Origin of the sequence: Kocuria sp. CNJ-770 (assembly GCF_001942375.1) — a bacterium.
Classification (GTDB): Bacteria; Actinomycetota; Actinomycetes; order Actinomycetales; family Micrococcaceae; genus Kocuria; species Kocuria oceani.
On the sequence record NZ_MKJW01000097.1, the window covers coordinates 24,256 to 36,506 of the forward strand.

General features: G+C 75.6%; 11 protein-coding genes and 4 pseudogenes. 8 read left to right on the plus strand and 7 right to left on the minus strand.

All coding sequences use genetic code 11. The features are described from left to right. The first annotated feature begins 9 nt into the window (after positions 1 to 9). The 6 genes and pseudogenes from BJF77_RS10295 to BJF77_RS21735 all read left to right on the plus strand — a co-directional run. Positions 10 to 1,058, plus strand: a pseudogene (locus BJF77_RS10295) (iron chelate uptake ABC transporter family permease subunit). After that, the gene (locus tag BJF77_RS10300) at positions 1,055 to 1,810 is read left to right on the plus strand and encodes an ABC transporter ATP-binding protein (protein WP_075872103.1); all 756 of its coding nucleotides are present in this window, start codon (positions 1,055 to 1,057) and stop codon (positions 1,808 to 1,810) included. Before BJF77_RS10295 ends, BJF77_RS10300 begins: the two are co-directional and overlap by 4 nt. A 52-nt stretch (positions 1,811 to 1,862) precedes the next feature. Continuing rightward, positions 1,863 to 3,134, plus strand: a complete 1,272-nt coding sequence (locus tag BJF77_RS10305) for a class I SAM-dependent methyltransferase (RefSeq protein ID WP_075872104.1) — start codon at positions 1,863 to 1,865, stop codon at positions 3,132 to 3,134. 93 nt (positions 3,135 to 3,227) lie between these two features. Then, entirely contained in the window at positions 3,228 to 4,373 is a 1,146-nt protein-coding gene (locus tag BJF77_RS10310; protein WP_047801810.1) for a glutamate--cysteine ligase, read from the plus strand. Positions 4,374 to 4,426: 53 nt separating this feature from the next. Continuing rightward, a pseudogene (locus BJF77_RS21730) lies at positions 4,427 to 5,038 on the plus strand (NAD(P)-dependent oxidoreductase); the annotation flags it as partial. 29 nt (positions 5,039 to 5,067) lie between these two features. Next, positions 5,068 to 5,244, plus strand: a pseudogene (locus BJF77_RS21735) (NAD(P)-dependent oxidoreductase); the annotation flags it as partial. Positions 5,245 to 5,418: 174 nt separating this feature from the next. Here BJF77_RS21735 and tsaD read toward each other — a convergent pair. The 6 genes from tsaD to BJF77_RS10345 form a co-directional block, all read right to left on the minus strand. Then, positions 5,419 to 6,516, minus strand: coding sequence for a tRNA (adenosine(37)-N6)-threonylcarbamoyltransferase complex transferase subunit TsaD (gene tsaD, locus BJF77_RS10320; protein ID WP_047801812.1), 1,098 nt, complete (start codon positions 6,514 to 6,516; stop codon positions 5,419 to 5,421). Beyond that, entirely contained in the window at positions 6,513 to 7,004 is a 492-nt protein-coding gene (gene rimI / locus BJF77_RS10325) for a ribosomal protein S18-alanine N-acetyltransferase (RefSeq protein WP_075872112.1), read from the minus strand. The genes tsaD and rimI overlap by 4 nt, the downstream gene beginning before the upstream one ends. 38 nt (positions 7,005 to 7,042) lie before the next feature. Further along, complete coding sequence (tsaB, locus tag BJF77_RS10330; RefSeq protein ID WP_075872105.1) at positions 7,043 to 7,720, minus strand: tRNA (adenosine(37)-N6)-threonylcarbamoyltransferase complex dimerization subunit type 1 TsaB; 678 nt, start codon at positions 7,718 to 7,720, stop codon at positions 7,043 to 7,045. A 9-nt stretch (positions 7,721 to 7,729) separates the two neighbouring features. Next, positions 7,730 to 8,323 carry a tRNA (adenosine(37)-N6)-threonylcarbamoyltransferase complex ATPase subunit type 1 TsaE gene (gene tsaE / locus BJF77_RS10335; RefSeq protein ID WP_075872106.1) on the minus strand — a complete coding sequence of 198 codons (594 nt, stop codon included), beginning with the start codon at positions 8,321 to 8,323 and terminating at the stop codon, positions 7,730 to 7,732. Further along, entirely contained in the window at positions 8,320 to 9,474 is a 1,155-nt protein-coding gene (gene alr / locus BJF77_RS10340; RefSeq protein WP_047801827.1) for an alanine racemase, read from the minus strand. Before alr ends, tsaE begins: the two co-directional genes overlap by 4 nt. A 185-nt stretch (positions 9,475 to 9,659) precedes the next feature. Further along, positions 9,660 to 9,926: a DUF1905 domain-containing protein gene (locus BJF77_RS10345; protein WP_075872107.1), complete on the minus strand. Its 267-nt coding sequence runs from the start codon at positions 9,924 to 9,926 to the stop codon at positions 9,660 to 9,662. A gap of 63 nt (positions 9,927 to 9,989) precedes the next feature. On the opposite strand from BJF77_RS10345, the gene BJF77_RS10350 reads away from it, so the two are divergent. Continuing rightward, positions 9,990 to 11,276 carry a glycosyltransferase gene (locus tag BJF77_RS10350; protein WP_075872108.1) on the plus strand — a complete coding sequence of 429 codons (1,287 nt, stop codon included), beginning with the start codon at positions 9,990 to 9,992 and terminating at the stop codon, positions 11,274 to 11,276. Beyond that, positions 11,273 to 12,061: a phosphatase gene (locus tag BJF77_RS10355; protein ID WP_075872109.1), complete on the plus strand. Its 789-nt coding sequence runs from the start codon at positions 11,273 to 11,275 to the stop codon at positions 12,059 to 12,061. Before BJF77_RS10350 ends, BJF77_RS10355 begins: the two co-directional genes overlap by 4 nt. A gap of 73 nt (positions 12,062 to 12,134) precedes the next feature. Here the strand turns inward: BJF77_RS10355 and BJF77_RS21740 are convergent. Then, a pseudogene (locus BJF77_RS21740) lies at positions 12,135 to 12,251 on the minus strand (inositol-3-phosphate synthase); the annotation flags it as partial.

A 12,251-nucleotide genomic window follows, 5' to 3' on the forward strand; every position in this document is an offset into this window, starting at 1 on the left:
GCCGTGATCATGACACCCGCGACGACACCGGCCACAACACGGACGGCCCCCGCCGGCCGGCGCGGCGCCGGCGCCTTCCCCACGCCGCAGGCCCGGCGGCGGTACTGGGCGGTCGTGGCCGTGCTGGCCCTGGCGTCGGCGGGCTTCGCCTTCGGCCTGCTCGCCTGGGGCAACCCGATGCCGGTGGGCTCGGACGGCTTCTGGCGGATCGCGGAGCGCCGGGTCACCAGCGTCGTGATCATGGCGGTCGTGGCCTTCTGCCAGGCGATGGCCACCGTGGGCTTCCAGACGGCCACGAACAACCGCATCATCACCCCGTCGATCATGGGCTTCGAGTCCCTCTACGTGGCGATCCAGACCTCCACGGTGTACGTCCTGGGCGCCGCCGGGATCCTCGTCCTGCAGGGCGTGCCGCAGTTCCTGCTGCAGGTCGCCCTCATGGTGGCCCTCTCCCTCGCCCTCTACGGATGGCTGCTCTCCGGCCGGTACGGGAACCTGCAGGTCATGCTGCTCGTGGGCATCATCATCGGGGGCGGGCTCGGGTCGGTCTCGACGTTCATGCAGCGCCTGCTCTCCCCCAGCGACTTCGACGTGCTCTCCGCGCGGCTGTTCGGCTCCGTGACGAACGCCCACGCCGACTACCTTCCGGTGGCCATCCCCCTGTGCGCCCTGGCCGGCGGCGCCCTGTGCTGAGCTGTGCCCGCCTCAACGTGGTCGCCCTCGGACGGGACGTGTGCCTGAACCTGGGCCTGCGGCACCGGACCGAGGTCATGCGCACGCTCTTCCTCGTCTCCGTGCTGATGGCGGTCTCCACCGCGCTGGTGGGTCCGATGACGTTCCTGGGCTTCCTGGTGGCCACGCTCGCCTACCAGTTCGCCGACACCTACGACCACCGCCGCGTCTTCCCGGTCGCGGTCCTCACCGGGTTCCTCGTCCTCACCGGCGCCTACTTCGTGCTCCAGCACGTGTTCTACGCCCAGGGCGTGGTCTCGATCATCATCGAGCTGGTCGGCGGCTCCGTCTTCCTCTACGTCATCCTCCGAAAGGGCCGGCTGTGATCACCCTCACCAACGTGCGCAAGGACTACGGGAGCGAGGTCACCATCGGCCCCGTGGACCTGGAGATCCCCTCGGGCGGGATGACCGCCCTGGTCGGCCCCAACGGCGCGGGCAAGTCCACGCTCCTGACCATGATCGGGCGGCTGCTCGGCCTCGACGCCGGCACCATCGACATCGCCGGCTACGACGTGGCCCGCACCAAGTCCAAGGACCTCGCCCGGATCGTGTCCGTCCTGCGCCAGGAGAACCACTACGTCACCCGCCTCACGGTGCGGCAGCTGGTCGGCTTCGGGCGCTTCCCGCACAGCCACGGCCGGCTGACCACGGTGGACGAGGAGGTGGTCAGCACCTACATCGACTTCCTCGGGCTGGGGCCGCTGGAGCACCGCTACCTCGACCAGCTCTCGGGCGGGCAGCGCCAGCGCGCCTACGTGGCCATGGTGCTGGCCCAGGAGACCGACCACGTGCTGCTGGACGAGCCCCTGAACAACCTGGACATGCGCCACGCCGTGTCGATGATGCAGCACCTGCGGCGGGCCTGCGACGAGATGGGCCGCACCATCCTGATCGTCCTGCACGACATCAACTTCGCCAGCCACTACGCCGACCGGATCTGCGCCGTGAAGGACGGCCGGGTCGCCGAGTTCGGCGAGCCGCGGGAGATCATGGACGACGCCGTCCTCAGCCGCGTCTTCGAGACCCCGGTGACCGTCATCGACGGCCCGCGGGGCCGCCTCGCCGCGTTCTACTGACCGGCCGGTGCCCGGGCGCCGGGCCCGGTCCGGGGCCGGATAGGGTGGCCCCATGCGCGACGAGGCGACCGACATCGCACCCCTGCTCACCGACGAGGGGCGCCGGCTGCTCGCGCAGATCGGCCCCTACGACGCCGACGACGCCCTCGCGGCCGCGACCCGGCTGCGGGCCCAGGGGCACGACGCCGAGCTCGTCTCCGCGGTGCTCACCCAGGCGAGGCTGCGCACGCGGGCGAGCGCGAAGTTCGGGGACTTCGCCGAGCAGATGCTGTTCACCCGGGCCGGCCTCGAGCAGGCCACCCGGCTGCGCGTGGCCGCCCTGCACGCCCGCCGCTTCGCCGACGCCGGCCTCGCCCACGTGGCGGACCTCGGCTGCGGCATCGGCGCCGACGCCCTCGCCCTGGCCTCCCTGGACCGGCGGGTCACCGCGGTGGAGCTGGACGAGACCACGGCCGCGGTGGCCCTGCTCAACCTCCGCCCCTTCCCCGAGGCCACGGTGCTGCACGCCGACGCCGCGTCCCTGGACCTGGACGCACTGCCCGGCGGGCCGCCGGACGGGGTCTGGCTGGACCCGGCCCGGCGCGAGACGTCGTCGTCCGGGACCCGCCGGATCTTCGACCCCGAGGCGTTCTCCCCGCCGCTGTCCTTCGTCGAGGCGCTCGCCGCGCGGGGACTGCCCGTGGGCGTGAAGCTGGGCCCCGGCATCCCCCACGAGGCGGTGCCGGCCGGGTGCGAGGCGCAGTGGGTGTCCGACCGCGGGGACGTGGTCGAGGCCGTGCTGTGGTTCAACGCCGTGGCCCGGCCCGGGGTCCGGCGGGCCGCCCTCGTCCTCTCCGAGCACGGGTCCACGGAGCTCACCAGCCCGGAGGACCTCGACCCCGCCCACGCGGACGCGGTCGTGGGCCCGGTGGGGTCGTACCTGTACGAGCCGGACGGCGCGGTGATCCGCGCGGGCCTCGTCACCGACCTCGCCCGCCGGCTGGGCGCGCGGCTGATCCACCCGCGGATCGCCTACCTGAGCTCCGACGAGCTGGTCCGCACCCCCCTGGCCCGCGCCTACCGGGTGCGGGAGGTGCTCCCGCACACCGTCAAGGTGCTGAAGCGCTGGGTGCGGGAGCACGAGGTCGGCGCCCTCGAGATCAAGAAGCGGGGCACCGACGTCACGCCCGAGCAGCTGCGCCGCCAGCTCGCGCCGAAGGGCCCCGGCCGGGCCACCCTCGTGCTGACCCGCACGGGCCCGGCGCCGGTCCCGGACGGCGGGCCGGGGAGCGGGGCCCGCGCCGGGGAGCGGCGCGTCGTGCTCGTCGTCGAAACCGTAGACTGAGGGCTCCGCGGGCGAACGGCCCCGCACCCGACCGGGCGATCCGGCCCGCACCCCGCGGGCCGACGCGCCCGCAGAGCACGGAGGACCTGCCGCGTGGAGATCTCGTTCGCCCGCTCCGACCAGTCGACGCTGGGCGTCGAGTGGGAAATCGCCCTGGTGGACGGCACCACGGGCGATCTCGTGCCCCGCGGCCGGGAGACGCTCGAGGCGGTCCTGGAGGCCCGTCCCGAGTGGGGCACCGACGGCGACCACCCGCAGCTCACCGGGGAGTTCCTGCTCAACACCGTCGAGATGGTCACCGGGGTGTGCCGCGACGTGGCCCACTCCACCGAGCAGCTGGCGTCCATGATGGACGAGATCCGCACGGTCACCGCCCCGCACGGCCTCGAGATCTTCGCCGCCGGCACCCACCCCTTCGCGCGCTGGCAGGACCAGCAGGTCACCGACAAGCAGCGCTACCACAAGCTCGTGGACCGGACCCAGTACTGGGGCCGGCAGATGGTCATCTACGGGGTGCACGTGCACGTGGGCCTGGACGCGCGGGCCAAGGCCCTGCCGGTGCTCGACGGGCTGCTGACCTACTACCCGCACCTGCTGGCCCTGTCCTCGAACTCCCCCTTCTGGGCCGGGGAGGACACCGGCTACGCGTCGCAGCGCTCCATGATCTTCCAGCAGCTCTCCACCGCCGGGCTGCCCCACCACTTCCCCTCCTGGGACGCCTACGAGCAGTGCATCGAGGACATGGTCTCCACCGGGATCATCGATGAGCTCAGCGAGGCGCGCTGGGACGTGCGCCCCGTGCCGCGGCTGGGCACCGACGAGGTGCGGTTCTGCGACGGGCTCTCGACCCTGTGGGAGGTCGGGGCGCTCACCGCCCTCACCCAGTGCCTCGCGGAGTCCCTGTCCCGCGACGTCGAGGACGGCCGGGAGCCGGCCCGGCTGCGGCCGTGGCACATCCAGGAGAACAAGTGGCGGGCCGCCCGCTACGGCCTGGACGCCGAGGTGATCACCGGCCCGCACAACACCGAGCGGGACCTGCGCGAGGACCTGATCGGCCTGCTCGACCGGCTCGAGCCCGTCGCCGCACGGCTGGGCTGCGCGCAGGAGCTCTCCGACGTGGAGCGGATCCTGCGGGAGGGCGCCGGCTACCAGCGCCAGCGGGCCGTGGCCCGCGCCCACGGAGGCGACCTGCGCGCGGTCGCCCTCGACATCGTGCGCCGCACCCGCGAGAACGACTGACCGTCCCGTCCGGCCGAGCCCGCACGGGCTCCCGTCCCCCACAGGTGGCAGACATGACCGAACCGACCCGACCGGGCGGCCCCGTGCCGCGGGGCCCCGTCCTGCAGATCGGCGCCCTGCACCCCCTGGTGGAGGACACCCTCACCGCCGAGCACTCGGCGCTGCGCCTGCCCGCGGATCCCGGCGACCGGGAGGACTTCCTGGACCGGCACGCCGGGGAGGTGCGCGTGGCGGTGTGCTCCGGGCGCACCGGCGTGGACCGGGAGCTGATGGGCCGCCTGCCCCGCCTCGAGGCCGTCGTGCACTTCGGCGTCGGCTACGACGGGACGGACGCCGCCGGGGCCGCCGCGCGCGGGATCCGGATGAGCAACACCCCCGACGTGCTCACCGACGCCGTGGCGGACACCGCCCTGGCCCTCTACCTCGACGTGCTGCGCCGGTTCTCGGCCGCCGACCGCTTCGTGCGCCGCGGGGCGTGGGAGACGACCGGCAACTACCCGCTGACCGTGCACGCCTCCGGCCGCCGCGTCGGGATCCTCGGCCTCGGCCGGATCGGCCGGGCCGTCGCCCACCGCCTCACCGCGCTCGGCTGCGAGATCCACTACCACAACCGCCGGCCGGTCCCCGGCGTCGAGCACCGCTACCACGGCTCCCCCGCGGAGCTCGCCGCGGCCGTCGACGCCTGGTGGTCGCCGTGCCCGGAGGCCCGGACTCCGCCGCGCTGGTCGACGCCGCGGTCCTGGACGCCCTCGGCCCGCACGGCTTCCTGGTCAACGTCGCCCGCGGCGCGGTCGTGGACGAGACCGCGCTCGTCGCCGCCCTGGAGGAGGGACGGCTGGCCGGGGCCGGTCTCGACGTGTACCGGGCCGAGCCGCACGTGCCCGCCGCGCTGCGCCGGCTCGAGAACGTGGTGCTGCTGCCGCACGTGGGCAGCGCCACGGTGCAGACGCGCCGGGCGATGGCCGAGCTGACCCTGCGCAACCTGCGCAGCTGGCTCGCCGACGGCACCCTGGTCACGCCCGTGGACTGACGGGCGCGGCCCGGCTCAGACGGAGACGGTGGTCACGGGCAGGGAGGAGTCGGCGGCGAAGCCCAGGCCCGAGGGCTCACGGCCCTCGGCCACGACCCGGGCGGCGAGGGCCGCGACCATCGCCCCGTTGTCGGTGCACAGGGAGAGCTTGGGGACCACCAGCTCGATCCCGTGCGCGGCGCAGCGCTCGGCGGTGAGCTCCCGCAGCCGCGAGTTGGCGGCCACTCCCCCGCCCAGCAGCAGCGTGCCGAGCCCCTGCTCGGTGCACGCGAGGACCGCCTTGCGCGTGACGACGTCGGCCACGGCCTCCTGGAAGGACGCGGCGACGTCCGCGACCGGCACCGCCCGGCCCTCGGCCTCGTGCGCCTCGACCACGCGCGCCACCGCCGTCTTCAGCCCGGAGAAGGAGAAGTCGTAGCGGTGCGGGCCGGGCCGCTCGGCCGAGCCCAGGTACTTGCCCGCGGTCAGTCCGCGCGGGAAGCGGAAGGCCGTGGGGTCCCCGGACCGGGCGGCGGCGTCGATGGCCGGGCCGCCCGGGTACGCCAGCCCCAGGACCCGGGCCACCTTGTCGTAGGCCTCGCCGGCCGCGTCGTCGATCGTGCCCCCGAGCAGCCGCACGTCCCGGGAGAGGTCGTCGACGGCGAGGATCTCGGTGTGCCCGCCGGAGACCAGCAGCGCGCCGAGGTCCCGGGGCAGGCCGTCGTCGAAGCCGCCCCGGAAGCCCTCGATCCCCGAGTCCTCCAGCACGCCCACGCCGACGTGGGCCACGAGGTGGTTGACGGCGTACAGGGGCTTGCCGGTGGCCACGGCGAGCGCTTTCGCGGCGGCGACGCCCACCATCAGCGCCCCGGCCAGGCCCGGCCCGGAGGTCACGGCCAGGGCGTCGAGCTCGGCCAGGCCCACACCGGCCCGGTCCAGGGCCTCGCGCAGGGTGGGCACGAGGGCGTCGAGGTGGGCCCGGGAGGCGATCTCGGGGATCACGCCGCCGAAGCGCGCGTGCTCGTCCATCGAGGAGGACACGACGTTGGCGAGCAGGGTGCGCCCGCGCACGATCCCGACGCCGGTCTCGTCGCAGGAGGACTCGATGCCCAGCACCAGCGGTCCGTCGGTCATCGGTCGTCCTCCGTGGGGTGGGTCGGGCTCGGGGCGCCCGGGCGCGGGGCGCTCGGGGGCTCCGGGGCGGTGAGGTCCACGCGCATGATCAGCGCGTCGGTGCCGTCCCGGTAGTAGCGGGGCCGGGTGTGGATGTGCTCGTAGCCGAACCGGCGGTAGAGCCGCTGGGCGCGGGGGTTGTCGGCGCGGACCTCGAGCAGCACCTCGGTGGCGCCGAGCTCGCGGGCCTGCCCGTGCAGGGTGCGCAGCAGCGCCGAGCCGATCCCGCGGCCCTCGTGCTCGGGCAGCACCGCGATGGTCTGGACGTCGCCGACCGGGCGGATGCACATCAGTCCTGCGTAGCCGACGATCCGGTCGTCCTGCTCGGCCACCCAATACCAGCACACGGGCTGGGCCAGCTCGGCGGAGAACATCTCCAGCGGCCAGGCGTCGGCCGGGAAGAGGTCCTGCTCCAGGGCGTGCACCACGGGGACGTCCTGGGCGGTCATCCGGCGCAGGGTCCAGGACGGCTGCGGGGCGGCGGCGCTCACGCGAGGGCCTTCTTCCGGGGGCCGGGGACCTTCGCGTCGGACTCGCGCAGGTACAGGGGGGTCGTGTCCGGGCCCGGTCCCTCGCCGCGGGCGCGCAGGCGCAGCGCGGCGAGACCCAGCGAGGACGCCGTGGGCTGGGCCCCGGCGAACGCGGGCACGGGCAGCGCCAGCCGCTCCGCCCAGATCCCCGCGCCGCGGCCGTAGGCCGGCAGCGCCGGGAGCTGCTCCGCGGCGGCGACCCCCGGTCCGGCGACCCGCCGCGGGCCGTCGGGGTCGAGGGCGTAGCGGGCCCAGTAGACCTCCTTGCGGCGGGCGTCGGTGAGCACGAGGAACTCCTCGTGGCCGGCCGCCCGGGCGTGCTCGGCGGCGTCCTGCGCCAGGGCCTCCAGGCTCATCAGTCCGTGCAGCGGCAAGTCCCAGGCGAAGGCGAGCGCCCGGGCGGTCGCGATCCCGGCCCGCAGCCCGGTGAAGGGGCCGGGTCCGGTGCCCACGAGCACGCCGTCGAGCCAGGCGCCGGTCAGGCCGTGCCCGTCCAGCAGGTCACGGACGGCGGGGGCCAGCACCTCGGCGTGGGAGCGGGTGTCGGGGCTGACGAAGGAGCCGGCGATCTCGCCCGCCCCGGTCACGAGCGCGGCGGAGGCGACGGCGGAGGAGTCCAGGCACAGGAGAAGCACCCGGCCATTCTAGTGCCCGCGCGCGGAGCTCTCCCCGGGCGGCTCCAGCGGCGGGGGCCCGCCCGCCCAGCGCGGGCCGATCCCCGTCAGCGTGATCCGGCGGGGCTCGGCGTCCTCCTCCTCCGTCCCGTCCGCCGCCGCGTCCTCCTGCCCGGGCTCGCCCGCGGCACCGCCGGCGGGCGCGGCGCCCACCGCGCGCTCGAGCACGATCTCCAGGCGGGAGTCGGCGAGGTGCTCGACCTTCCCGGCGCCCCACTCCACCACGGTGACGGCCGAGTCCACGGTGTCCTCGAGGTCGATGTCGTCGACCTCCCCCGCGCTGTCCAGCCGGTAGGCGTCGACGTGCACCAGGTCCGGGCCGCCGGGGCGGGGCCCGTCCGGGACGTTGGGGTGGCGCCGCACCAGCACGAACGTGGGCGAGATGATGCCGGGGCGCACCCCCAGACCCCGGCCCAGCCCCTGGGTGAAGGTGGTCTTGCCCGCACCGAGCTCGCCGGTGAGGACCAGCAGGTCCCCGGCGCGCAGCCGGGCGCCGAGCCGCTCGGCCAGGGCCTGGGTCCGCTCCGGGCCGTCCACGGTCAGGCTCAGGGTCCACTCGCTCATGCCCGCTCCTCCCCGTCGCTCGCCGCGCCGTCCACGTGCACCCGGGGCACGCGGGGCGAGACGCGGGTGACGATCTCGTAGTTGATGGTGCCGGCGGCGTCCGCCCAGGCCGACGCGGAGGGGTCGTCCCCGGCCCCGAACAGCACGGCGTCCGCGCCCAGCAGCCCGTGCTCGGGCGCGGACAGGCCGGGGGCGCCCAGGTCCACGACCAGCTGGTCCATCGCGACCCGGCCGACCTCCGGATAGGTGCGCCCCTGGATGCGCACCGGCCCGCCGGTCCCGGAGCGCGGCACGCCGTCGGCGTAGCCCAGCGGGATCAGCGCGAGGGTGGTCGGCCGCTCGGTCACGTAGCCCAGCCCGTAGGAGACGCCCTGCCCGGCGGGGACCTCCTTGACCGCGCTGACGGTGCTCCGCAGGGTCATGGCCGGCACCAGGCCGAGCTGCCGCGGGGTGCGGTCGGGGAGCGGGGAGAGCCCGTAGAGGCAGACGCCCACGCGGACCATGTCCAGGAGCATGTCCTCCGGGCGTTCGAGGCCGGCGGCCTGCAGCAGGCCCGGGGAGTTCGCGGCGTGCCGCAGCGCGGGCCGCAGCCCGGCGGCCCGCGCCGTGTCCACGGCCGCGCGGAAGCGCTCGAGCTGCTCCCGGGTCTCGGGCCGGGAGGGCTCGTCGGCCACGGCGAGGTGGGTGAACACGCCGGTGACCCGCACGAGACCCTCGGCCTCGGCCTGCGCGGCGAGGCGCACGAGCTCGGGCCACCGTTCGGCCGTCGCGCCGTTGCGGCCCAGCCCGGTGTCGATCTTGAGATGGATCCGCGCCGGCCGGCCGAGCTCCCGGGCTGCCTCGGCGACCGGGCCGAGCTCCCACCCGCTGACGCCGAGCGCGACGTCCTGGGCGAGGGCGGCACGGAAGTCCGTGTCCACGGTGTGCAGCCACGCGAGCACCGGGGCGGTGATCCCCGCGGCGCGCAGGGCGAGGGCCTCGGCGACGTGGGCGACGCCCAGGGCGTGCGCGCCGGCCTCCAGGGCGGCGCGGGCCACGGGCACGGCCCCGTGGCCGTAGGCGTCCGCCTTGACCACGGCCATCAGCCGCGCGGGCCCGGCCAGGTCCCGGATCCTGCGCACGTTGGCGCGGACCGCGGCGAGATCGACCACGGCGCTGCGCTCGGGCCGGACCCCACCGGAGAAGGTCCCGGAACGGTCCCCGGGAAAACTCCCGGAGAGGTCCCCGGGAGAGGTCCGGGAGAGGGCGCCGGGGGCGGCGGCGCCGGGCGGAGGGAACGGGACGGGCTCAGCACGGTTCACGGGTCCCATTCTCGCACCCGGGCGACCGCCCCCGCTCAGAGCCGGGAGGCGTCCACGACGACCTCGACGCTCACCACGTCCCCGTCGTCCTTGTCCCCGCGCACGCGCGCCGGCACGGCGAGCAGCCAGCCGGCCCGGGAGTCCCGCCGGACGCTGGTGGACCACGTCCTGCCGTCGACCGTGGCCGTCACCGGGACCCTGCCGAAGGGTCCGCGCACCTCGGGGGCGTGCTCCTCGGGCACCGGCGCGAACACCCACGCGCCGGGGCCCGGATACCGCCGCAGGACCGCGTGGAAGACCATGGCCGGAGAGCACCTGCGGCGCCGACACGGGGCGGGGTCGGGGCCGGGGGCTACAGTGGATCCGTGTCCGACGCTCCGCTGCACGTCCTGCTGATCAGCCTGCACACCAGTCCCCTCGAGCAACCGGGGTCCGGCGATGCGGGCGGGATGAACGTCTACGTGCGTCAGCTCGCCGGGGCGCTGGTGGACGCCGGGCACACCGTGGACATGGCCACCCTGGACCGGGACCCCGGCGCGCCGCGCACCGCGGGGATGCGGGCGTCCCGCATCCGCGCGGGTCTGCGGCTGCTCACGGTCTCGCTGCCCGGGGCGGCCGGCGCCGTGAAGGAGGACCTGCCGGGACTGACCGGCGCCTTCGCCGAGGTGCTCCGCGCCGAGGCCCCCCGCCCGGACGTGGTGCACGCCCACTACTGGCTCTCCGGGGCCGTGGGCCGGGAGCTCGCCGACGACTGGCGCGTGCCCCTCGTGCTGACCCTGCACACCACGGCCCTGGGCAAGAACCTGCGGACCCGGGCCGACGAGGGTCTGGAGCCCGCCGCCCGCGCCGAGGCGGAGGCGGAGCTGATCGCACGGGCCGAGGCCACCGTGGTCAACACCCGCACCGAGGCCCTGCAGATGGTCGAGCTCTACGACGCCGATCCGGCGCGGCTGACCGTGATCACGCCCGGGGTCGACCTCTCCGCCTTCTCCCCGCCGGAGCCCGGCGGGAGCCGTCGGCACGGGCCCCGGCCCGGCTCCCCGGGCCGCCCGCTGCGGGTGCTCTTCGCCGGCCGGCTGCAGGCCCTCAAGGGCCCGCACGTGCTGGTGGACGCGCTCGCCCGGATCCGCGCGGACGCCCCCGGCGTGCCGGTCGAGCTGGAGATCGTGGGCGTGGGCACCCGCCGGTTCACGGCCGGGCTGCAGCAGCAGGTGCACGAGCTCGGGCTGGCGGACGCGGTGGGCTTCGGCCCGGCCCTGCCGGCCCCGCAGCTGGCGGAGCGGATGCGCCGCGCCGACGTGGTGGCCGTGCCCTCCTCCTCCGAGACGTTCGGCCTCGTGGCGCTGGAGGCCCAGGCCTGCGGCACGCCGGTGCTCGCCACGGACGTGGACGGGCTGCGCACCGCCGTGCTGGACGGGGTCACCGGGCGGCTGGTCCCCGACCGCGACCCCGCGTCGTGGGCGCACGCCCTCCTCGGGCTCGGTCGCGACCCGGAGACCCTGGCGCGCATGGGCGCCGCGGCGGCCCGCCGCGCCCGGGAGCACTCCTGGGAGCGCACCGCCCTGGCCACGGCCGAGGTCTACGCCCGGGTCCGGGACCGCGTGCGGGTACGCCACGGTAGCCGCCGGCGCGTGCCTACACTCGAACGGTGACGACTTCGTTCCTTCCCCCCGCCGACCTCGCCCGCCACCTCGACCGCCACCGTCTCACCGGAGCGGTGGCCACGCCACGGGAGGCGAACCTGCGCAACATCCAGGGCTTCCTCGACGGCGACCAGCACCAGCACATGGGCGTCGTCCGCACCCGGGACTGGACCTACGACGAGGTCTTCGCGCTCATGCGCGACCGGGTCGGCATCTCGCCCGACCGGTCCCACGTCGAGGGCCAGGACACGATCTCCGCCGAGCTCGCCGTCGCCGCGCTGGAGCGCTACGCGCGCGTGCTCGGGGAGGTGGTCGCCGCAGGCGGGCGCGTGCTCTTCGCCACGGGGCACCCGGCCGGCCTGTTCCCCGTCTACGCGCAGCTGGCCCGCGTGGCCCGCCGGGCGGGCGCCCACGTCGTCCGGGTCCCGGACGGCTTCGCCTTCGAGGACGGCGACGTGCGCCAGATCGAGCACGTGGTGATGGTCGAGCAGTACGGGGGCCTGCGGCACACCCACTTCCCCGGGCCGATGTCCCTGACCCTGGAGAAGCTGCGCCGCGACGGGCAGAACCCGCCGGACCTGGTGGTCGCCGACCACGGCCTCGCCGGGGCGGCCGGCTCGCACGGGCTGCGCACGATCGCGATCGCCGACTGCAACGACCCCGGGGTGTTCGTCGCCGAGGCGCAGGGGCAGGTGGAGGTCGCCGTCCCGCTCGACGACAACCTCCCGCCGCGCCTCTACGATCCGGTCACCGCGTTCGTGCTGCACCGCGCCGGCCTCGAGGACTTCGTGTAGGCCCCACCGGGCACGGCAGGAGCCCCGCACCGGACCGGTGCGGGGCTCCTGCCGTGCCCGGTGGGGCGCTGCTTCAGCGTTCGAGGTCGCCGCGGATGAAGGCCTCCAGGTTGGCCCGGGCGGTGTCGTCGGCCTGCTGCTCGGGCGGGGACTTCATGAAGTACGCCGCCGCCGAGGTCAGCGGCCCGCC